Genomic DNA, 20,476 nt, shown 5'->3' on the forward strand with positions numbered 1-20,476 from the left:
TATGCGCAATGAGGGAAAGCAGCAAAAAGCGGAATGAATAAAAAACAGGAAGAAAACCAAAGGCATTTCATATTTACCCGGTTCGGGGCAGGAATTGTAAGTTTATCGTAAATGATAAATAACAGATAAAAAAAACCCCCTCATCATGAGGGGGAAGACAGGGATGTGTCTATGGCAAGGAAAACAGGGATACTATTTACTACTGGTCACTACTGGTTACTACTGGTACGACTTACGGGTTGCAGCGATGATGCCGGCTGCAGATTCGAGAGCTTGCGTAATGTGTTTAAACGCTGCTCGTAATTCTTCTGTAACGCGGCTTGCTGATCGGGCGTTAACAGGTGATACATCTGATTACGGACCCGCGCCATCTCAACCTGCTGTTCGACCTGAACTCTGGCAATGGCTTCGGCTTTATTGCGGATGGCCGCTTCGTTAAATTTATCTGCAGTCACCAGATCGTGCATGGCTGCGATATCATCAATGTTCGTTGCAGGACGCTCATGTCGGGCTTGCTGCATAAGGTCACGCATCTGCTGTCTTTGATGTTCCGTCAACTCAATGCCGTCGAACATGTGACTTTGCGAATTTTGCGTCATACTGCCTGTCGTAAATCCGCCGTGATGCACCTCATCAAGCGCCATCGACTCTGCTGCTCTTGCGCTGGCGTTACAGAGAACCATCGCTGAGGCAATAACGACGGCGGTTAATTTGCGCATCGTTTACTCCAGTTCGTTCTGTTTTGCGATTCAACGATAGCCAGTGTACGGCGACAGCTGCAAACATCCGTCAGGGGGTGTAAAAGTACGTAAAGCGATGGATTGGTATCATAGGAACACGCTATTTTGCCTGCGGAGGGCTACAAAAATGAATAAAATCCTGTTGGTAGATGATGACCGCGAATTAACTTCGCTTTTGAAAGAGCTGTTAGAAATGGAAGGGTTTGAAGTCGTGGTCGCCAGTGATGGTGAGCAAGCGTTGAACCTGCTCGATAACTCAATTGATTTGCTTTTACTGGACGTCATGATGCCGAAGAAAAACGGTATCGACACCCTGAAAGAATTACGCCAGCAATACCAGACGCCCGTTATTATGCTCACCGCACGTGGAAGCGAGCTGGATCGCGTGCTGGGCCTTGAACTGGGTGCTGATGACTATCTGCCAAAACCCTTCAACGATCGTGAGCTGGTCGCGCGTATCCGCGCTATCCTGCGCCGCTCGAACTGGAGTGAACAACAGCAGCAACACGACAACAGTTCACCGACGCTCGAAGTTGACTGTCTGCGCCTGAATCCGGGTCGTCAGGAAGCCAGTTTCGACAGTGAAACGCTGGATCTCACCGGCACGGAATTCACCCTGCTTTATCTTTTGGCACAGCATTTGGGTCAGGTTGTCTCTCGCGAGCACCTTAGCCAGGAAGTTCTGGGTAAGCGCCTTACGCCTTTTGACCGCGCCATTGATATGCACATCTCCAACCTGCGTCGTAAGCTTCCCGAACGCCGTGACGGCCACCCGTGGTTTAAAACCTTACGTGGCCGCGGCTACCTGATGGTTTCTGCATCATGATAGGAAGTTTGACTACCCGCATCTTTGCTATCTTCTGGCTGACGCTGGCGCTGGTATTGATGCTGGTGCTCATGGTACCCAAGCTCGACTCACGTCAGATGACGGCACTGCTGGAAAGCGAGCAGCGTCAGGGGACGATGATAGAGCAGCACGTTGAAGCAGAGCTATCGCGCGATCCCCCGAATGATTTGATGTGGTGGCGGCGCTTATTTCGGGCTATTGAGAAATGGGCACCGCCCGGTCAACGCTTGCTGTTAGTCACCAGCGAAGGCCGGGTCATTGGCGCGCAGCATAATGAAATGCAGGTTATCCGTAACTTTATCGGTCAATCAGATAATGCCGACCATCCGCAGAAGAAAAAGTATGGTCGGGTCGAGATGGTCGGCCCCTTCGCTGTACGCGATGGGGAAGATAATTATCAGCTCTATCTGATCCGTCCCGCCAGCAGCTCTCAACTGGACTTTATTAACCTGCTGTTTGACCGGCCTCTACTGTTGCTTATCGTTACCATGCTGATTAGCTCACCGCTTCTGCTCTGGCTGGCATGGAGCCTGGCGCGTCCAGCGCGAAAACTCAAATACGCGGCGGATGAAGTCGCCAGCGGCAACCTGCGTCAGCATCCAGAACTGGAATCTGGCCCGCAGGAGTTTCTGGCAGCGGGTTCCAGCTTCAACCAGATGGTCAGTGCGCTGGAACGTATGATGAACGGTCAGCAACGCTTACTGTCCGATATCAGCCACGAATTGCGTACGCCACTGACGCGATTACAGCTGGCTACGGCTCTGCTGCGTCGCCGTCATGGCGAAGGCAAAGAGCTGGAGCGCATTGAGATGGAAGCTCAGCGACTGGATGGCATGATTAATGACCTGCTTGTGCTGTCGAGAACGCAGCACAAGAATGCGCTGGTGAGCGAAGCCATGAAGGCGAATCAACTCTGGAACGACGTGCTGGAAGATGCCAGGTTTGAAGCGGAGCAAATGGGCAAAACCCTGGAGATTCCTTATCCTCCTGGCCCCTGGCCGCTTTACGGTAATCCGCATGCGCTCGAAAGCGCCCTGGAGAACATTGTGCGTAATGCTTTACGCTACTCACATACGCATATCAGCGTCAGTTTTTCAGTCGATATTTCGGGCATTACGGTGCACGTTGATGACGATGGTCCTGGCGTGAGCCCGGAAGATCGCGAGCAGATATTCCGCCCTTTCTACCGAACGGATGAAGCCCGGGACAGGGAATCCGGCGGCACAGGTCTGGGGCTGGCGATTGTGGAAACGGCCATACAGCAACATCGTGGATGGGTCAAAGCGGATGACAGCCCACTCGGTGGCTTGCGTCTTACTATCTGGCTCCCACTCTACTCCTCTGCAAGGCAATAATTTGCTATGCTTCGGCCCTCGTTATCGGGGGCCTTATGCTTAACATCGTATTATTTGAACCAGAAATCCCACCTAACACAGGCAATATTATTCGCCTGTGTGCGAATACCGGTTTCCAGCTCCACCTGATTGAGCCGCTTGGCTTTGCCTGGGACGATAAACGTCTTCGCCGTGCGGGGCTGGATTACCACGAATTTACCGCCATCAAATTTCATGCTGATTATCCGGCTTTTCTCGCAACAGAGCAGCCTGAGCGCCTGTTTGCGCTAACCACGAAAGGCACACCGGCACACAGTGCGGTCAGCTATCAGCGAGGTGATTATTTGCTGTTTGGCCCGGAAAGCCGTGGGTTACCTGCAGAGGTGTTGCAGGCATTGCCTGCAGAGCAAAAAATACGCATTCCCATGATGGCGGAAAGCCGCAGCATGAACCTGTCTAATGCGGTATCGGTTGTGGTGTACGAAGCGTGGCGCCAACTCGACTATGCTGGCGCACTGATCAAATCCTAAATACCATCACCAAACTGGAAGCCGGCACCATTGCCGTTAAAGTGTTGATCCATATCCATTGACGGCTTTTCACTGCCGGGCTTACCGACGATGCGGGCAGGGACACCGGCAGCAGTCGTATGCGGTGGAATAGATTGCAATACGACAGAACCGGCCCCAATTTTGGCACCGCGCCCTACCTCGATATTGCCCAGGATTTTTGCACCTGCACCAATCATCACGCCTTCACGAATTTTCGGATGGCGGTCTCCGCTGGTTTTACCGGTGCCGCCAAGCGTGACTGACTGCAAAATTGAGACATCGTTTTCCACAACGGCTGTCTCACCGATCACAATGCCGGTCGCATGATCCAGCATGATCCCGTGACCGATTTTTGCAGCCGGATGAATATCCACCGCAAACGAGACAGACACTTCGTTCTGCAGATAAACCGCTAAGGCGCGTCGACCTTCATTCCACAGCCAGTGTCCAATGCGATGTGCCTGAAGAGCATGAAATCCTTTCAGATAAAGCAGTGGCGTGGAATATTTATCAACCGCGGGATCGCGCAGACGTACCGCCTGAATATCACAGGCCGCAGAGGCAATCATTGAGGGATCTTCACGGTATGCTTCTTCGACCACTTCACGAATAGCGATAGCAGGCATAATTGGATTAGCCAGTTTATTCGCCAGCATATAGCTCAGGGCACTGCCAAGATTCTCGTGCTTGAGCAATGTCGCGTGGTAAAAGCTGGCCAGCATCGGCTCGCAGTCTGCCAGCGCTCGTGCTTCTGCCTTGATATTATTCCAGACCAGTTCTAACTCATCAGACGACATGCTGTTTTCTCCCGATAAAAAAAGCGCCTTAACCGGCGCTACAGGTGATGATGCCTGGCTTCCTGCTTTAGTTTGTACTGTTTTCGTCCTTCCTTGAACGCCCCAGCAGGCTTAATGCTGCATCTCGTGCCGGTTTTCCGCAATAGAGCACCTGATAAATCTGTTCGGTAATCGGCATTTCGACCCCGACGCGTGCGGCCAGTGCTTTGACTTCTTTGGTGTTTCTGTAACCTTCTACAACTTGTCCGATAATGCGCTGCGCACCATCAACATCTTCGCCCTGTCCGAGCATCATGCCAAAACGGCGGTTGCGCGACTGATTATCGGTACAGGTTAGCACCAGGTCACCCAGACCGGCCATGCCCATAAACGTCGTCGGATCGGCACCCAGCGCCGCGCCAAGACGACTCATCTCAGCCAGCCCGCGGGTGATTAAGGCTGTTCGGGCGTTTGCGCCAAAACCGATGCCATCTGACATCCCGGCACCAATCGCAATCACGTTTTTCACTGCGCCGCCCAGCTGAACCCCAATAAAATCGGGATTACTGTATACGCGAAAGCTTTTGCCGCAGTGCAGTCGCGCCTGCAAATCATCCGCAAATTGTGAATCGGTGGCCGCCAGAGCAATCGCCGTCGGTAAACCCGCAGCCAACTCTTTCGCAAACGTTGGGCCGGAGATCACCGCCAGTGGAATCGCCTCACCCAGGATTTCCCGTGCAACGTCCTGCAGCAGACGACCGGTTTCTTTTTCCAGCCCTTTCGTCGCCCAGACAATGCGTGAGTCATCGCGCAAACCGGGTTTGATCTGCGTCAGCACATCGCCAAAAACGTGGCTGGGCACGACAACCAGCAGATCGCGGCTGGCAGCGATGACACTCGCCAGATCGGGTTCAACAGTCAGATTATCGGGAAAAGGAACATCAGGCAGGAAAGCAAGATTGCAGCGGTCGGACTGCAGTTGTGCCATATGAGCGGGATTGTGGCCCCACAACAACACCGGATGGCCATTGCGGGCCAGCGTAATCGCCAAAGCGGTGCCGTATGAACCGGCACCGATGACGCTAATCGAAGCGTGAGTACTCATCAGGCATCCTGATGTTGCGCAGCACCTTCTTCGCCTTGCTGCTGCTGCAGATAGTTCATGAACAGCGCATCAAAGTTCACTGGCGCAAGGTTGAGTTGCGGGAACGTTCCACGGGAAACAAGGCTGGTGATACATTCACGGGCATACGGGAACAGGATATTCGGACAGTAAGCGCCCAGGCAATGCGCCATCTGAGTACCGTCAATGCCGCCGATGGTGAAAATACCGGCCTGCTGAACTTCACACAGGAAAGCGGTCTCTTCGCCAACGGTCGCGGTTACGGTCACACGCAGCACCACTTCATACACTTCATCAGCCAGCTGCGAAGAAGCAGTATCCAGATCCAGCTTAACGTCTGGTTCCCACTCTTTCTGAAACACTTGTGGCGCGTTCGGCGCTTCAAAAGAAATATCTTTCGTGTAAACGCGCTGAATCTGGAATTGCATTTCGTTAGTGTTATGTTCTGACATGTGACTAAGTCCTGTAAGTTAAAATGTCTGGCGTAAAACTACGCCTGAAGTAACGGATCTAAACCTTCACGATCGTTCAGCGCCATCAGATCGTCGCAGCCACCAATATGCTGACCGTCGATAAAAATCTGCGGGACGGTAGTCCGACCACTGCGCTTAATCATCTCTTCGCGTTTTGCCATGTCCCCATCGATGGGAATCTCCTGGAACGCCACGCCTTTTTGACTCAGTAGCGCTTTTGCCCGGTGGCAATAAGGACAGGTTGCTTTAATGTAAATCTCAACGTTTGCCATAGGGACCTCAGGATGATTATTTACCGCGAACCAGCGGCAGATTTTCGCCGCTCCAACCGCTGATACCGTCTTTCAGAACGGACACCTGGTTGAATCCGGCCGCACTCAGATGTGCAGCAGGATCAGCTGCGCTTTGTCCGGTTGCACATACCACAATTATGGGCTGTGCTTTGTGCTTTTCCAACTCACCCAGACTGCCTTTCTTGATATCTGCGGCAGCCACATTAATCGCGCCCGAAATATGACCCTTGCGGTAATCGTCACGCGAACGCACGTCTACTACCACCGCGTCCTCTTTGTTAATAAGTCGGGTTGCTTCACCTCGACTGATCGTTTTTACTTTAGAGAACATTCCTTTAACGGTGGTCACAATCACCAATATAAGTAATACGACCCATGCCAGACTCAGGACGGGGTGATTGCTTGCAAACTGCATAATTTCTTGCATGAGGGGTAACGACTCCAGACCGGGCTAATAAGCTAAAACAAGGCTTCTGAGTATACCTGCGCCACTTCGCATGTACAGACGCTAAGCGGACAGAGTGAAGATTTGTGCGTCATTTTCCAAAAAAATGAGCGGAATGGCAAAAATGACGTGACGCTGGTGCCTTGTCCTGATGAAAATGGATCACTCTGGGAAAGCAAAAGCCGGTCGGCAATGCTGGTAAGCAACTGTTCATCGTGGAATAATCATCGACCTATGAAGGGAAAGATAACCGTTCTACCAACATGGACTCGTTACAACGGTCGCATCCTGCCGTTGTTCACCCGCTTGTCCGCCCTGTCTTTTAGCCTGCTTTATGCGGGCCTGTTGCTTTTCCCTGCGCCCGGCGTGGCTGCGGATGACAATAAAGCGCAACTGAAATCTATTCAGCAAGAAATTGCAGAAAAAGAAAAAAGCGTAAAAGCGCAAAAAGTTCAGCGTAGTCAGTTGCTCAATCAGTTGCAGAGTCAGGAAAAAATCATTGCTCAGGCAAGTCGACAGTTGCGGGAAACCCGTAACAGCCTGTCGGCCCTGAATGGTGAAATCACGCAGGTCACCGCCTCGGTTTCCCGCCTTGAGAAACAGCAGGCTCAACAGGAAAAGCTGCTTGCAGAACAGTTGGACGCGGCTTTCCGCCAGGGTCAGCATAAAGGCCTGCAACTCCTGTTAGGAGGCGAAGAGAGCCAGCGCAGCGAACGTATTCTGGCTTACTTTGGTTATCTGAATACCGCACGCCAGGAAAATATCACCGCCCTGCAAACTACCCGTCAGGAATTAGCCCAACAGCGCGCGTCACTGGAACAAAAGCAGCAACAACAGAAATCGCTGTTAACACAGCAGCAAGAACAACAAGACAAACTCCAGCAAGCCAGCGCAGCCCGTAAAAAAACCCTGACCTCTCTGGAAAGTGCCCTGCAGAAAGATCAGGCTGACCTGGTTGAGATGCGTCAGAACGAAAGCCGTCTGCAAGATAAAATTGCCCGTGCCGAACGTGAAGCCCGTGAGCGCGCAGCCCGTGAAGCACGCGAGGCAGAAAAAGTGCGTCAGCGTCAGGTGCAGGCTAAAGCCAAAGGCTCCAGCTATCAGCCAACACAAAGCGAGCGCGAACTGATGGCGCGAACAGGTGGACTGGGCCGCCCCAACGGTCAGGATATCTGGCCAGTACGGGGCCGCGTCGAGCATCGCTTTGGCGAGGAGCTCCAGGGTGAATTACGCTGGAAAGGCCTGGTCATTGCCGCCCCAGAGGGCACAGAAGTCAAAGCCATTGCCGATGGTCGTGTGTTGATGGCCGACTGGTTGCAAGGTTATGGCCTGGTCGTGGTCATCGAGCATGGTAAAGGGGATATGAGCCTGTATGGTTATAACCAAAGTGCGCTGGTCAGCGTGGGTGCCCAAGTGAAAGCAGGCCAGCCTGTTGCGCTGGTCGGCACCAGCGGCGGTCGCGGAACGCCTTCGCTCTACTTTGAAATCCGACGTCAGGGCAAGGCGGTCAACCCCATTCCGTGGTTAGGGAAATAAGTGCTACATCATCGTCATAAGATCACCGCGTTGTTGTGCGGCTTGCTGCTCAGTTGCGCGGCCCAGGCTGCTAAGCTCGCCATCGTTATTGATGATTTCGGCTACCGGCCAACGGAAGAGAATAAAGTACTGCAAATGCCGCGGGCGATTTCTATTGCCGTGCTTCCCGATGCGCCTTATGCCCGCCAGATGGCGACCAAAGCGCATAACGGCGGGCGTGAAGTGCTGATTCACCTGCCTATGGCACCGTTAAGTAAGCAACCGCTGGAAAAAAACACCTTAACGCCCGAAATGAGCAGCGCGGAAATTGAGCGCATCATTCGGAGTGCGGTGAATAATGTCCCCTATGCGGTGGGGCTGAATAACCATATGGGCAGCAAAATGACTTCCAGCCTGCCCGGTATGCAAAAAGTCATGCAGGTGCTTAATCAGTACAACCTGTATTTCCTCGACAGCATGACGATTGGTAACAGCCAGTCACTGCAGGCCGCGCAGGGAACGCACGTCAGAGTACTCAAGCGCCGCGTATTCCTGGATGACAGTCAGGACATCAATTCTATTCGTCAGCAATTTAGCCGGGCAGTCAAGCTAGCCCAGCGGGATGGCTACGCTATTGCGATCGGTCATCCGCATCCTAATACCGTGCGTGTGCTGCAACAAATGTTGCCCTCCTTGCCGGCGGATATCACCCTGGTGACACCGGGTCAGTTACTGAATGAGCCGATGCGCAACGGCAACACCTCGCCGACTAACACTCCGCCACGCAGCAAGCCATCGCAGGGTTTCCAGCCGCCGGGTGAATGTAAAGTGAAGCAGCCGCTGGCGCCCGTACCGGCTACGCGCGCGCTGGGCGTGATTGGAGAAAGCATCACAGAAAGTCCGCTTTATCACCGGCTCGATGAACTCTTCTGAAATATGCTGCACCCGGCATTAAACCGGGTGCAGCATATTTACACTACGCAAACTTACGTCATCTCACCCTGTGTTTGATGAGCACTCGCGGGCTCAATTATGCCCAGTTCAAAATCACCTTTCCCGACTGCCCCGAGCGCATTTCGTCGAACCCCTGCTGGAAATCATCGATAGCATAACGATGGGTAATGATTGGTGTAAGATCTAACCCTGACTGAATCAGTGCAGCCATTTTATACCAGGTTTCAAACATCTCTCGTCCGTATATCCCTTTGATAAACAGCCCTTTGAATATCACCTGGTTCCAGTCAATGGCCATTTCTCCGGGAGGAATGCCCAGCAAGGCGAGCCGACCGCCGTGATTCATCACCTCAAGCAGGGTTCGAAAAGCAGGTGGTGCGCCTGACATTTCTAATCCCACGTCGAAGCCTTCTTTCATATCCAGTGACTGCATGACCTCACGCAGATCTTGTTTTGCGACATTGACTGCACGGGTTACACCCATTTTGCGGGCCAGCTCAAGGCGATAATCATTGATGTCCGTAATCACGACATTACGCGCACCGACATGCCGGCACACGGCCGCGGCCATAATACCGATAGGGCCGGCACCGGAAATAAGCACGTCTTCTCCGACCAGGTCGAAAGATAAAGCGGTATGTACCGCGTTGCCGAAAGGATCAAAAATCGCCGCCAGTTCGTCGGAGATATTGTCAGGGATTTTGAACGCATTAAAGGCGGGAATAACCAGATATTCAGCAAAACACCCTTGCCGGTTAACGCCCACGCCTTGAGTATTGCGACACAGATGGGTACGACCGGCACGGCAGTTGCGACAGTGCCCGCACGTTATGTGACCTTCGCCAGAAACCCGATCGCCAATGTTAAATCCCTTGACCTCCTGACCAATAGCGACGACCTCGCCCACATATTCATGGCCGACAATCATAGGCACCGGAATCGTTTTACGTGACCAGTCGTCCCAGTTATAGATATGTACGTCAGTCCCGCAGATGGCGGTTTTGCGAATTTTTATCAATAAATCGTTATGACCCGGCTCGGGAACCGGCGCATCAGTCACCATCCAGATGCCCTGCTCTTTTTTCAACTTAGCCAGTGCTTTCATGGTCAATCCTCAGGCGATGACGCCAAGTTGTTTACCAATACGCGTGAAAGCCGCCACCGCCGTTTCCAGTTGCTGCTGGCTGTGTGCTGCTGAAATTTGGGTTCGGATTCGCGCCTGACCTTTTGGCACAACCGGATAGAAAAACCCGGTAACATAGATACCTTCATGTTGTAACAGCTGAGCAAATTCCTGCGCGACGCTGGCTTCTCCCAGCATGACTGGAATGATGGCGTGATCGGCACCAGCCAGCGTAAAACCTGCCGATGTCATTTTTTCACGGAAGAAGCGTGCGTTGTCCCACAGGCGCTGACGCAGACCGTCGCCTTCGCTTAATAAATCCAGTACGCGAATAGAGGCCGCCACAATCGCCGGTGCCAGGGAGTTAGAGAACAGGTAAGGTCGTGAGCGCTGGCGTAGCCATTCCACTACCTCTGCTTTTGCCGCGGTGTATCCGCCCGATGCACCGCCCAGCGCCTTGCCCAGAGTGCCGGTGATAATGTCTACCCTGCCCATGACCTCGCAATACTCGTGGGTGCCACGACCGGCGTTACCCACAAAACCCACCGCATGGGAATCATCCACCATGACCAGCGCTGAATATTCGTCTGCCAGATCGCAAATGGCTTTCAGATTGGCGATCACGCCGTCCATTGAAAACACACCATCCGTCGCAATCATCACTGTCTGCGCACCGTTATCCCTGGCTTCCTGAAGGCGGGCGCGCAGTTGGGTCATGTCATTGTTGGCATAACGATAGCGCTGTGCTTTGCACAAGCGGACACCATCGATAATCGACGCATGATTAAGCGCATCTGAAATGATGGCATCTTCCGCGCCAAGTAAGGTTTCAAACAGCCCACCGTTGGCATCAAAACAGGAGGAATAAAGAATGGCGTCCTCCATGCCAAGAAAGTCAGCCAGTTTTTTTTCCAGTTGTTTGTGCATATCCTGCGTACCGCAGATAAAGCGCACCGACGCCATGCCAAAGCCGTGTGAATCCATGCCCTCTTTAGCGGCCTGAATTAAGGCTGGATGGTTAGCCAGGCCAAGATAGTTATTGGCGCAAAAGTTAATGACAGGATGGTTATGTCCGACCTCAATCTCCGCCTGTTGCGCGGAGGTAATGATGCGTTCTTTTTTAAATAAACCTTCACGCTGGGCGGCGTCGAGTTGCTGTCGGATATGTTGGTAAAAATGCACTGGCATTATTCTGCTCCTGATAAGGTAGGAATGAGGCAAATATTACTGAACATATCGCCTTTCTACGCTTAATCGACCAACAGAATGTTAATTTTGCAGCATAGTTCACGTCGTTAAGAGGTATGAGTAACGCCTTACAGAGTCATCTGGCTGTCTGTGACGGGATGAAATGTTATGATGTAAGCATTACGTGTGAAACGTCCCGTTTCACCCCAAAACTTCAAAGGTAACAGTATGATTATCGTCACCGGTGGCGCAGGAATGATCGGCAGCAATATCGTGAAAACGTTGAACGATCGCGGTCACAACGACATTCTGGTCGTGGATAACCTGAAAGATGGCACCAAGTTCGTGAATCTTGCCGATCTGGACATCGCTGATTACATGGATAAAGAAGAATTTTTGACCTATATCATGTCCGGTGAAGACCTCGGTCCGATTGAAGCGGTTTTCCATGAAGGTGCCTGCTCAGCCACCACTGAGTGGGATGGCAAGTACATGATGGACAACAACTATCAGTACTCTAAAGATCTGCTGCACTTCTGTCTGGAGCGTGAAATTCCGTTCCTTTACGCGTCGTCGGCCGCCACCTACGGCGGACGTAACGAGAATTTTATTGAAGAGCGTCAGTATGAGCAGCCGCTAAACGTTTACGGCTACTCTAAAATGCTGTTCGACCACTATGTTCGCCAGATCCTGCCTGAAGCCACCTCGCCGGTATGCGGTTTTCGCTACTTCAACGTTTACGGCCCGCGTGAAGGTCACAAAGGCAGCATGGCAAGCGTGGCGTTTCATCTGAACACACAGATCAGTAACGATGAAAATCCAAAACTGTTTGAAGGCAGCGACAGCTTCAAACGTGATTTCATCCATGTTGATGATGTGGTGTCCGTGAATTTGTGGTGCTGGGAGAATGGGATTTCCGGCATTTATAACTGCGGAACAGGCCGTGCCGAATCCTTCCAGGAAGTGGCCGATGCCGTGCTTAACTTTCACCAGAAAGGCCAGATTGAATACATTCCATTCCCTGACAAATTGAAAGGCCGCTACCAGGCTTACACACAGGCCGACCTGTCAAAATTACGCGCAGCGGGTTATGACAAACCGTTTAAAACCGTGGCACAGGGTGTGTCTGAATATATGGTTTGGTTAAACCGTAACGTCTAAAGGAACGGATACCCGCGATGAAAATTCTGGTGATCGGCCCATCGTGGGTCGGCGATATGATGATGTCGCAAAGTCTCTATCGTACGCTCAAGGCCGAACATCCTGATGCGGTGATCGATGTGATGGCACCGGCCTGGTGCCGTCCGCTACTTTCACGGATGCCTGAAGTTAATCAGGCGCTGGCGATGCCGCTGGGTCATGGCGCATTGGGGATTGGCGAACGCCGCCGACTGGGCAAATCTCTGCGAGCCAGGGGTTACGATCGCGCCTATGTTCTCCCCAACTCTTTCAAATCCGCGCTGGTGCCCTTTTTTGCCGGGATTAAACGCCGTATCGGCTGGCGCGGAGAAATGCGTTATGGCCTGTTAAACGATCTTCGGGTGCTGGATAAAGAGGCGTTTCCGCTGATGGTCGAGCGGTATGTGGCTTTAGCTTATGACGCGCCAGTCCGTTCAGCCCGGCAACTGCCCCAACCCTTGCTAACGCCTCAACTGCAGGTTAGCGAACAGGAAAAAACAGAAACTGCCGCGCAGTTTCAGCTCGCTGCTGAGCGCCCGACGATTGGTTTTTGCCCCGGTGCAGAGTTTGGCCCGGCGAAGCGCTGGCCACATTTTCATTATGCTGCCCTTGCAGAGCAGTTAATCAGCGAAGGTTTTCAGGTCTTGCTATTCGGTTCGGCGAAAGATCATCCAACCGGTCAAGATATCATCTCTTCTCTGCCTGAAGATAGCCGGGCACACTGCCGTAATCTGGCCGGCGAAACTCAGCTTGAACAGGCCGTTATTCTTCTGGCACTGTGCCGCGCAGTCGTCAGTAATGATTCTGGCCTGATGCACATCGCCGCAGCGTTAAATCGACCGCTGGTCGCCTTATATGGCCCCAGCAGCCCTGACTTCACGCCACCACTCTCCGATCGGGCGCGGATTATCCGTTTGATTAGCGGCTATCACCGCGTACGTAAAGGGGATGCCGAGCAAGGCTACCATCAAAGTCTTATCGATATTCAGCCCGCACAGGTCCATGAAACACTGAGCACGCTATTGCGTGAAGCCCAGGAGGGGACATGCACGTCCTGATTGTTAAAACCTCTTCTATGGGCGACGTGCTGCATACGCTTCCGGCACTGACCGATGCCATGTATGCCCTACCCGGCATACGCTTTGATTGGGTGGTAGAAGAAAACTTTGCGCAAATCCCGTCCTGGCATCCGGCAGTGGAAAAAGTTCTGCCCGTCGCCATCCGTCGCTGGCGTAAACATTGGTTTGGCAGCCAACAGCGTGAAGAACGCGTTCAGTTTAAACGTGAGCTGCAGTCTCGTGAATATGATGTGGTTATCGATGCTCAGGGCCTGATTAAAAGTGCCGCGCTCGTCACCCGACTGGCTAAAGGCGTTAAGCACGGCCTGGACAATCGCAGCGCACGTGAACCTTTTGCCAGTTGGTGGTATGACAAAAAACATGATGTCAGCAAGAAGCAACATGCGGTTGAAAGAACGCGTGAGCTGTTTGCAAAAAGTCTGGGTTACGATAAACCGCACACTCAGGGCGATTATGCGATTGCCGAACATTTCCAGAAACACTTAGCATCGCGTGAAAACCCTTATCTGGTATTTCTTCATGCTACGACACGTGATAATAAACACTGGCCTGAAGCCCATTGGCGAGACTTAATTGAACGCATCCAGCCAACAGGTTTACGTGTGAAGTTGCCGTGGGGTGCCGAACATGAGCACCAGCGTGCGCTACGTCTGGCTGAAGGTTTTGAGCACGTAGAAGTCTTGCCTAGGCTTTCTCTTGAAGCTGTGGCACAGCAGTTGGCAGGTGCGGATGCCGTGGTGTCAGTGGACACGGGCCTGAGTCATCTGACAGCCGCGCTGGACAGGCCTAATATCACTTTATATGGTCCGACCGACCCGGGTTTGATTGGCGGTTACGGGCAAAATCAGCATATTTTGCGCCCTGTTGAGGGCAGCAAATTAGCAGACATCAGCGCTAAGGACGTCGCAGATATGGTCTTTGAGATTCTTGCATGAAGAAACTCCACATAATTAATCTTGGCAAAATGGGTGGCGTTGAGCGTCTGTTCTTGCAGTACATCAATGACTTTTCTGACGGGCATGACGATGTGATTTGCATCAGCAATGAGATAGACGACGACATTCGTCGCCATATTCCTCAACAAAAAATCACCTTTGCCAATCGTTGGGTTAATGGCCTGAAATTAAAAGTCCCACAATTTCTTCGGAAATATGTACTACAAAAACGGATAGAAGCCAGCGATGCCGATGTGATTGTAGTTTGGGATTTGATTCCGGGACTGGCAGCCAAACCCAGGCGCGCTGCTCTGGTCTATTACGACCACGGCTGCTCATGGCGCTATCCCAAGAATAAAAAAACGCTTAACTTTATGGCGATGCTGGATGGCGTTATTTCAGCCTCTTATGCTTCAAACCGCGTGATGCAGCATCGTTTTAATTTGCCTTGCCCACATCATGTCGTTATTAACCGAATCATGGTGCCACAGGGAATTAACCCCGCAACCAGAACGCTGAAAAATCCGATCAGACTGGGAACCGCATCACGCCAGGTTAGCCTTAAAGGTATTAGCGTAGCGCTACTGACGTTAAAAGAATTACGTCAACGTGGGCACAATGTTGTGCTGGAAATCGCGGGTAAAGGACCTGACCACGACGCCTTTGTGGGGCTCGCAGAGCGTTTAAATATTAGTGATTTCGTGACCTTTAGCGGTTTTCAGCATGACATAAGCACCTTTTTCAACCGTATTGATCTCTATCTCAGTACGCCCGTCACTGAGCCATTTGGTCTTTCTTGTATGGAAGCGCTTTATTTTGGTGTACCGGTCATTTTTCCAATGATCGATGGCCAACCAGAAGTCGTCAGCCATCAACAGTGTGGAATAGGTTTAATGCCCTCAGTGACGATTGATGAACATGAGAAATTAACTGGCATACGCGTTGATTTCCCTTATCAGATCTACGATCCTGTCCACGATGTTATGGAAGAGGCCAAACTGGTTTCTCATATTGATTGCGCCAACGCGGTTGAAATCTTATCCGGACATGAAACCTACCAACGATTTAGTGAAACCGCCAAAGCCTGGACAGCAGAGCATTTCGACTATGCGCTGTTTAAGACAGAATTCAATGATGCTTTGATGGACGTAATCAGTAAAAAATGAAACTTAATCATTTAATCTTAAAAAAAGATGCACCTGCCAACGTTCTTAACCAGCTGATTTTTATCGGATGTGCGATAGCCTTTATTACATCGCCATTTGGGGGAGATTTTGGCAAGAATGTTTTTTATCTATCGAGCTATCTGGCCTTTCTGGTCGTCATTTTCCATTTCAGATTTTACACCACCAATAAAAAAAATTTGATTCTTCCCGGTGCTCTTTTGGTTGTCGGTATCATCAGTATTATCTGGACAGCCATATATAAACAGCCTGGCGATTTCATCAGCCTTTACCGACAGTATCAGTCAACCGGAAGATTGCAGATCGCCGCAGCGTTTATCTTACTGACAATGCTCAATATTAAAATCGCACTGCAAAAACACACCGTGTTGACCGCCATTATTTGCGGACTTGCGGTAAATGGCTATGCCATTTACCAGGGTGTTTTCTTACATATAGACCGTGTAGAGCTTAATTTTGATCGGGCGACGGTTGCCGCCTATATTATTACCTCGGTTAATCTAATTTTTATTAAAGCCGTTTTACTCTTAAAGAACCGTCATAGAGTGCTGCTTTTTTTAGCCGCTTTCGCCTTTACCTATGCTTCCATTGTGCTGACCGGAACGCGTGCAGCGATGCTGGCTTATCCTGTGTTGACCTTAATGATTGTACTGATGAGTACACATGTCATTAGTCGTCGACATAAAATGACGCTGTTCACTTTGGTGCCGGTGATGATTTTGCTGAGCGCCGCGCTATTTCATAACCTCATTGCGACACGTATACAGCAGTTCAATCAGGACATTGCTCACATGCATGAGAAAACTGGTGAGAATTCAATAGCTTCTCGCTTGAGCATGCAAATTATTGCATTTCGTACCGGCTCAGAGGCCCCATGGGGAGAGTCCGCTGAGCAACGCGCGGAAGAGGCAAAGGCAATCGTGGCAAAAGAGCCTTCGCTTTATGGGGCGTTAACCTATCTTACCGTTCACATGCACAATGAACTGATGGAAAATTTCTCAATTAAAGGTATTATGGGGCTGTTGGCGATGGTCGGTTTATATCTCTGCTTAGTGCGTAATGCATTCACACCTTGCCATAATCCTGCACTCCTGGCCGTGACTGTATCATTAATAACATATGGCTTGAGCGACGTGATCTTTTTTAGTACTGAGGGCACACTAGCCTATTGTCTGGCTGTGATTATTAGCGGCTTGTTGGTCAATACGTCCGTTACATTACAGGACGCAGCATAATGCAAACCCGCGACTGGCTGCTAAGCGTAATTATCCCTTTGTACAATAGTGAACGTTATATTATCCCCTGCCTGAATTCACTATTTACGCAGATCGATGACGATATTCAGGTCATCATTATCGACGATGGTTCGACAGATCTTTCTGCGCAGCGCGTAAAAGATTTTCTGAGCGGTTATCCCTCAGCTTCTGTCGAATTCATCCAACAGGCTAACCAGGGCGTTGCCGCAGCCCGAAATGCCGGACTGCTCAAAGCCAGAGGAAAATTCATTACCTTCCTGGACGCTGACGATCTCCTCAGTAAAAACTATCTGTCGATTATCAAGCCATTATTATTATCCGATCAGGACGATCTGATTGATTTTAATTATGCCCGATTTGAACATACGGTGCCTGAAGCATCAGAAAACGAATCGCCTCAGCGTGTTGCTTATGATTTTTCAGGGCGGGGACTGGATTGTCTTCACCCTCTTTTTATCCGATCGATGTGGCATCTGTGGAACCGGGTATACAGAAATAGCTTACTGGAAGGAGACGCGTTTGAGGTAGGAAGGCGCTATGAAGACGTTATCTTTACGCCATTTCAGTATCTTAAGACGCAAAAGATCGCTCATCTTGAGAATACGCTCTACTATTACCGCGATAATCAGCAAGGTATTACGCGTAATGTTCGTGAGAGCGATATTCAGGACATGCTGTTCGCCATGAATAAAATGTGTGCCATCGCGCAGACAAACAGTGAACGGCGTCGGTTGGCGGCAGGCATGATAGTGAACTGTTTTAATGAAGTAAAAAGCATGTCGAAAGCGGTTTTTGGCTATTACCATTACGATAAACAAACAAAACTGGCGCTTAAGTCAGCAGCACGCCTTTGTAAGGGCCATTGCAAAACGAAAAAGTTTTGGCAAATGCGCTATCCCGAAGTCGACACGCTTTTTTCGTGGTTGCGATTTAAAACCCGTAAACCGGCTACTGGTGTGAATCGGTGACGGCTCCGAGTGCCGTTTTTTTCTTCAGGGCATATTCGGTTAATGTCATGCCCTGAGTGCGCACCTGAAGCCAGCTAAACAGCTGCTCTAAATCATCATAAAGACGGTCAATATCTGCGTCATTTTTAAACGTTGGGCTGCCATCAGGCATAAACTCAGAAGAGTGCAGCATAAATTCAACATAATCGTTTCCCTGCGACAGTGTTTGTTCAACTACCTGCTTCATTTGCGCCAGATTTCCGCCTATGGGTCGTAACCAGTTGACCCGAGCCCCTCTCGACTTGCCCCGAACAGTGTCCCAGGCTTTTTTAAACTGATTTTTCAATGGGCCATGTCGATACTGAATGCTCATCGGCAATTCCAGTAAGGTTGAGTGGCCGGGTTTTGAAATATCGTTGATATCGACGTAATAGGCACAGTCAGGAAACCGGCTGTAATCTGTACCACCTTTACCCTGGGGTGCACCAGGTGAGCCACGCCAGTCGACACGCGGCGTAACGGAGCAGTCAACCAGATAACCATTATCGATCAATGCGCGCGCATAAACTTCATTAAAGGCCCAGCGACCAGCACGATGACTGCGCATTTTGGTATCAAAAGCCGTTTCAAGCAGATCAGTCATGTAGGCGACTTTATCGCGCAGGACCGCCTCTGGGTACTCAATCAGATAAGGCTGGTAACGCCAGTCATCCTCCGTAAGTGCGAAATCAGGAGGGCTGTACCAGGCATGTAAATGCATGCCTATTTCACCCTGATTACGATCAAGAAGGTCGCGGCCAAACTCCACATAGGCAGGATCGCTGACCATCTCATAGTTAGTGAGCCAGGTGGGTTTGAACGCATATTTTTCGCACAACGACTGAAAACGCGGTAAAAAGCGAACATTATGCGTGGTGACATTGCCGCTGCGATTGCGCCAGAGGTTGTCACCTTCTGTATCAAGGGTGATTAAAAATGCTGGTTTATCCATGATTTATCCAACAATCAGTAGAGATTCTCTTTACCATGTTACGCAGGGTGCGCAATCCGCGCAAAAATATAATTGCGGTGAGTTTGGTTTTTATTCGTAGTCATCTATGCGCCGATAACCTAAAATCATTACCTTAATCCAAGGGGCATTCCGTTTATAAGCCATTGAATAACAGAGCGTTGTAATGTTTTTTATATTTGAAAAATTATTTGAAACTGCACTCACTATTTTACTCTGTTACGACTTGTTTAATGCCTGTGAGTCACATAATTAAGACCACGCACAGCGCAGGCGAGTCTTTGAGGTGAAAATTTGTCCAAGCGTATTTTGATGATAATTGACGGGCTGCCAGGCGGCGGTGCTGAAAAGGCCGTGCTGACGCTGGCACAGGGCCTGATAAATGACGGGCACCAGGTAGCACTTTTTTCTTTGCGTAACGTCTGCGATTATCCCCTACCTGCAGAACTCGATTACCAGATAATTAACGACGCTAGCCGTAGCCCATGGCGTAAGCTCACTGAAACATCGCGTCGCGCCACACTCCTGGATAAGGCCGTCCGTGCCAGTGAGACCCGGTATGGCAAATTTGATTTGGTACTGTCCCATCTGCATAAAACTGACCGCATTGTATCTTCCTCGCGTGCGCTCGATCCGTTAAAAACCTGGTACTGCATCCATGGCGTTTTTTCGGCCTCTTATCTGGCGCGCAAATCAGGTTTTGCGTTTTGGCTTAAGCGCCAGAAAATCCGTCACGTCTACCGTAATCGTCAGGTGGTCGCGGTTTCACAATATGTACTGGATGATTTGATCCATTGTGTCGGCGTGAAACCCTCGCGAACCAACGTGATTTTTAACCCTTTTGATTTTGATGAAATCCGCCAGCTTTCTCAGGAACCTTGTCCGCTCGCAGGCACAGATTTTCTGGTACATGTTGGTCGTTTTCATGAAACAAAACGGCATGATCGCCTGCTGGAAGCTTACGCACAAAGTGGCATCCAGGCTCCTCTGGTCTTACTGGGGCAAGGCAGCCCTGCAACGAAAGAGAAGTTACATCGATTGACTGAACAACTGGGCATTTCAGATCGCGTGCGCTTTGAAGGTTTCCAGCGTAATCCCTATCCCTGGATTCGTCATGCCAGGATGTTGATTCTGAGCTCAGACAGCGAAGGGTTTGGCAACGTTTTGATTGAAGCGATGAGTTGTGGAACACCGGTAGTGAGTACGCGTTGTCCTGGCGGACCAGCAAGTATTTTAACCGGCGACCTGGGACGCGGACTGTCTGAGATGAATGCAGCCTCTTTAGCGGAAAAAATGCGTGAAATCCACGATAATCCCCCTGATTTGCATCAACTTGATTTGAACATCTACAGCCTGTCGGTTATTTGCCAGCAATATTTGCACCTGGCTGACACCTGATCTGAACGCCCACATTTCTGCCGTTGAGCACACATCCTGTTAACCAGCCGTTCCTTAAATCACCGAACAGATTAAGGGAACGGCAGGTTTGGCCGTTGTTTGCGCAACGAAAGACGCCTTTAGTCTC

General features: G+C 50.7%; 21 protein-coding genes. 12 read left to right on the forward strand and 9 right to left on the reverse strand.

Translation table 11 applies throughout. From position 1 onward, the window contains the following. Window positions 1-209: 209 nt before the first annotated feature. Complete coding sequence (gene cpxP, locus CMR03_RS06355; protein ID WP_096011102.1) at window positions 210-719, reverse strand: cell-envelope stress modulator CpxP; 510 nt, start codon at window positions 717-719, stop codon at window positions 210-212. 148 nt (window positions 720-867) lie between these two features. On the opposite strand from cpxP, the gene cpxR reads away from it, so the two are divergent. From cpxR to trmL, 3 genes are read left to right on the forward strand one after another with little or no spacing between them, the layout of a single operon-like run. Next, on the forward strand, window positions 868-1,566 hold the full coding sequence (gene cpxR / locus CMR03_RS06360; RefSeq protein ID WP_063877692.1) for an envelope stress response regulator transcription factor CpxR: 699 nt from the start codon (window positions 868-870) through the stop codon (window positions 1,564-1,566). After that, the gene (gene cpxA, locus CMR03_RS06365) at window positions 1,563-2,942 is read left to right on the forward strand and encodes an envelope stress sensor histidine kinase CpxA (RefSeq protein ID WP_063877693.1); all 1,380 of its coding nucleotides are present in this window, start codon (window positions 1,563-1,565) and stop codon (window positions 2,940-2,942) included. The genes cpxR and cpxA overlap by 4 nt, the downstream gene beginning before the upstream one ends. A gap of 35 nt (window positions 2,943-2,977) precedes the next feature. Next, window positions 2,978-3,451 carry a tRNA (uridine(34)/cytosine(34)/5-carboxymethylaminomethyluridine(34)-2'-O)-methyltransferase TrmL gene (gene trmL / locus CMR03_RS06370; RefSeq protein WP_096011103.1) on the forward strand — a complete coding sequence of 158 codons (474 nt, stop codon included), beginning with the start codon at window positions 2,978-2,980 and terminating at the stop codon, window positions 3,449-3,451. On the opposite strand, the gene cysE is transcribed toward trmL, so the two are convergent. The 5 genes from cysE to CMR03_RS06395 all read right to left on the reverse strand — a co-directional run bounded on the left by cysE (window position 3,448) and on the right by CMR03_RS06395 (window position 6,564). Further along, complete coding sequence (gene cysE / locus CMR03_RS06375; RefSeq protein WP_063877695.1) at window positions 3,448-4,269, reverse strand: serine O-acetyltransferase; 822 nt, start codon at window positions 4,267-4,269, stop codon at window positions 3,448-3,450. The two genes, trmL and cysE, sit on opposite strands and share 4 nt — an antisense overlap. 67 nt (window positions 4,270-4,336) lie before the next feature. Then, complete coding sequence (gpsA, locus tag CMR03_RS06380) at window positions 4,337-5,353, reverse strand: NAD(P)H-dependent glycerol-3-phosphate dehydrogenase (protein ID WP_181377168.1); 1,017 nt, start codon at window positions 5,351-5,353, stop codon at window positions 4,337-4,339. Then, the gene (gene secB / locus CMR03_RS06385; RefSeq protein WP_063877697.1) at window positions 5,353-5,823 is read right to left on the reverse strand and encodes a protein-export chaperone SecB; all 471 of its coding nucleotides are present in this window, start codon (window positions 5,821-5,823) and stop codon (window positions 5,353-5,355) included. Before secB ends, gpsA begins: the two co-directional genes overlap by 1 nt. A 38-nt stretch (window positions 5,824-5,861) precedes the next feature. Continuing rightward, window positions 5,862-6,116 carry a glutaredoxin 3 gene (gene grxC / locus CMR03_RS06390; protein WP_063877698.1) on the reverse strand — a complete coding sequence of 85 codons (255 nt, stop codon included), beginning with the start codon at window positions 6,114-6,116 and terminating at the stop codon, window positions 5,862-5,864. Between the two features lie 16 nt (window positions 6,117-6,132). After that, window positions 6,133-6,564, reverse strand: a complete 432-nt coding sequence (locus CMR03_RS06395; RefSeq protein ID WP_096011105.1) for a rhodanese-like domain-containing protein — start codon at window positions 6,562-6,564, stop codon at window positions 6,133-6,135. 252 nt (window positions 6,565-6,816) lie between these two features. On the opposite strand from CMR03_RS06395, the gene envC reads away from it, so the two are divergent. Then, window positions 6,817-8,118 (forward strand): murein hydrolase activator EnvC, encoded by a 1,302-nt coding sequence (envC, locus tag CMR03_RS06400; RefSeq protein ID WP_096011137.1) that lies wholly within the window; start codon window positions 6,817-6,819, stop codon window positions 8,116-8,118. After that, window positions 8,119-9,030, forward strand: coding sequence for a divergent polysaccharide deacetylase family protein (locus CMR03_RS06405; protein WP_096011106.1), 912 nt, complete (start codon window positions 8,119-8,121; stop codon window positions 9,028-9,030). 97 nt (window positions 9,031-9,127) lie between these two features. Here CMR03_RS06405 and tdh read toward each other — a convergent pair whose 3' ends face one another. Further along, window positions 9,128-10,156 carry an L-threonine 3-dehydrogenase gene (gene tdh / locus CMR03_RS06410; RefSeq protein WP_063877701.1) on the reverse strand — a complete coding sequence of 343 codons (1,029 nt, stop codon included), beginning with the start codon at window positions 10,154-10,156 and terminating at the stop codon, window positions 9,128-9,130. A 9-nt stretch (window positions 10,157-10,165) separates the two neighbouring features. Continuing rightward, a complete protein-coding gene (locus CMR03_RS06415) occupies window positions 10,166-11,362 on the reverse strand; it encodes a glycine C-acetyltransferase (protein WP_063877702.1) in 1,197 nt (398 codons plus the stop codon). 228 nt (window positions 11,363-11,590) lie between these two features. Here CMR03_RS06415 and rfaD point away from each other — a divergent pair, with 228 nt between their 5' ends. From rfaD to CMR03_RS06445, 6 genes are read left to right on the forward strand one after another with little or no spacing between them, the layout of a single operon-like run. Further along, window positions 11,591-12,523: an ADP-glyceromanno-heptose 6-epimerase gene (rfaD, locus tag CMR03_RS06420; RefSeq protein ID WP_063877703.1), complete on the forward strand. Its 933-nt coding sequence runs from the start codon at window positions 11,591-11,593 to the stop codon at window positions 12,521-12,523. A gap of 17 nt (window positions 12,524-12,540) precedes the next feature. Then, a complete protein-coding gene (rfaF, locus tag CMR03_RS06425; protein WP_096011107.1) occupies window positions 12,541-13,599 on the forward strand; it encodes an ADP-heptose--LPS heptosyltransferase RfaF in 1,059 nt (352 codons plus the stop codon). Further along, window positions 13,587-14,555 (forward strand): lipopolysaccharide heptosyltransferase RfaC, encoded by a 969-nt coding sequence (gene rfaC / locus CMR03_RS06430; RefSeq protein ID WP_096011108.1) that lies wholly within the window; start codon window positions 13,587-13,589, stop codon window positions 14,553-14,555. The genes rfaF and rfaC overlap by 13 nt, the downstream gene beginning before the upstream one ends. After that, entirely contained in the window at window positions 14,552-15,721 is a 1,170-nt protein-coding gene (locus CMR03_RS06435) for a glycosyltransferase family 4 protein (RefSeq protein WP_096011109.1), read from the forward strand. Before rfaC ends, CMR03_RS06435 begins: the two co-directional genes overlap by 4 nt. Next, a complete protein-coding gene (locus CMR03_RS06440) occupies window positions 15,718-16,974 on the forward strand; it encodes an O-antigen ligase family protein (protein ID WP_096011110.1) in 1,257 nt (418 codons plus the stop codon). Before CMR03_RS06435 ends, CMR03_RS06440 begins: the two co-directional genes overlap by 4 nt. Next, window positions 16,974-17,963, forward strand: coding sequence for a glycosyltransferase (locus CMR03_RS06445; RefSeq protein ID WP_096011111.1), 990 nt, complete (start codon window positions 16,974-16,976; stop codon window positions 17,961-17,963). The genes CMR03_RS06440 and CMR03_RS06445 overlap by 1 nt, the downstream gene beginning before the upstream one ends. Here CMR03_RS06445 and CMR03_RS06450 read toward each other — a convergent pair. Then, window positions 17,944-18,933, reverse strand: a complete 990-nt coding sequence (locus CMR03_RS06450) for a polysaccharide deacetylase family protein (RefSeq protein WP_063877708.1) — start codon at window positions 18,931-18,933, stop codon at window positions 17,944-17,946. The two genes, CMR03_RS06445 and CMR03_RS06450, sit on opposite strands and share 20 nt — an antisense overlap. Before the next feature lie 330 nt (window positions 18,934-19,263). Here CMR03_RS06450 and CMR03_RS06455 point away from each other — a divergent pair, with 330 nt between their 5' ends. Then, on the forward strand, window positions 19,264-20,349 hold the full coding sequence (locus tag CMR03_RS06455) for a glycosyltransferase (RefSeq protein ID WP_096011112.1): 1,086 nt from the start codon (window positions 19,264-19,266) through the stop codon (window positions 20,347-20,349). Window positions 20,350-20,476: the final 127 nt, after the last annotated feature.

The organism is Pantoea allii, from assembly GCF_002307475.1.
Classification (GTDB): Bacteria; Pseudomonadota; Gammaproteobacteria; order Enterobacterales; family Enterobacteriaceae; genus Pantoea; species Pantoea allii.

Coding starts and splice junctions, on each gene's coding strand:
- CMR03_RS06455 (WP_096011112.1), top strand. CDS start 19,264: ATGATAATTGACGGGCTGCCAGGCGGCGGTGCTGAAAAGGCCGTGCTG.
- cpxA (WP_063877693.1), top strand. CDS start 1,563: ATGATAGGAAGTTTGACTACCCGCATCTTTGCTATCTTCTGGCTGACG.
- CMR03_RS06435 (WP_096011109.1), top strand. CDS start 14,552: ATGAAGAAACTCCACATAATTAATCTTGGCAAAATGGGTGGCGTTGAG.
- rfaC (WP_096011108.1), top strand. CDS start 13,587: ATGCACGTCCTGATTGTTAAAACCTCTTCTATGGGCGACGTGCTGCAT.
- CMR03_RS06450 (WP_063877708.1), bottom strand. CDS start 18,933: ATGGATAAACCAGCATTTTTAATCACCCTTGATACAGAAGGTGACAAC.
- CMR03_RS06445 (WP_096011111.1), top strand. CDS start 16,974: ATGCAAACCCGCGACTGGCTGCTAAGCGTAATTATCCCTTTGTACAAT.
- CMR03_RS06395 (WP_096011105.1), bottom strand. CDS start 6,564: ATGCAAGAAATTATGCAGTTTGCAAGCAATCACCCCGTCCTGAGTCTG.
- tdh (WP_063877701.1), bottom strand. CDS start 10,156: ATGAAAGCACTGGCTAAGTTGAAAAAAGAGCAGGGCATCTGGATGGTG.
- rfaD (WP_063877703.1), top strand. CDS start 11,591: ATGATTATCGTCACCGGTGGCGCAGGAATGATCGGCAGCAATATCGTG.
- CMR03_RS06440 (WP_096011110.1), top strand. CDS start 15,718: ATGAAACTTAATCATTTAATCTTAAAAAAAGATGCACCTGCCAACGTT.
- gpsA (WP_181377168.1), bottom strand. CDS start 5,353: ATGAGTACTCACGCTTCGATTAGCGTCATCGGTGCCGGTTCATACGGC.
- rfaF (WP_096011107.1), top strand. CDS start 12,541: ATGAAAATTCTGGTGATCGGCCCATCGTGGGTCGGCGATATGATGATG.
- cpxP (WP_096011102.1), bottom strand. CDS start 719: ATGCGCAAATTAACCGCCGTCGTTATTGCCTCAGCGATGGTTCTCTGT.
- trmL (WP_096011103.1), top strand. CDS start 2,978: ATGCTTAACATCGTATTATTTGAACCAGAAATCCCACCTAACACAGGC.
- cysE (WP_063877695.1), bottom strand. CDS start 4,269: ATGTCGTCTGATGAGTTAGAACTGGTCTGGAATAATATCAAGGCAGAA.
- secB (WP_063877697.1), bottom strand. CDS start 5,823: ATGTCAGAACATAACACTAACGAAATGCAATTCCAGATTCAGCGCGTT.
- envC (WP_096011137.1), top strand. CDS start 6,817: ATGAAGGGAAAGATAACCGTTCTACCAACATGGACTCGTTACAACGGT.
- grxC (WP_063877698.1), bottom strand. CDS start 6,116: ATGGCAAACGTTGAGATTTACATTAAAGCAACCTGTCCTTATTGCCAC.
- cpxR (WP_063877692.1), top strand. CDS start 868: ATGAATAAAATCCTGTTGGTAGATGATGACCGCGAATTAACTTCGCTT.
- CMR03_RS06415 (WP_063877702.1), bottom strand. CDS start 11,362: ATGCCAGTGCATTTTTACCAACATATCCGACAGCAACTCGACGCCGCC.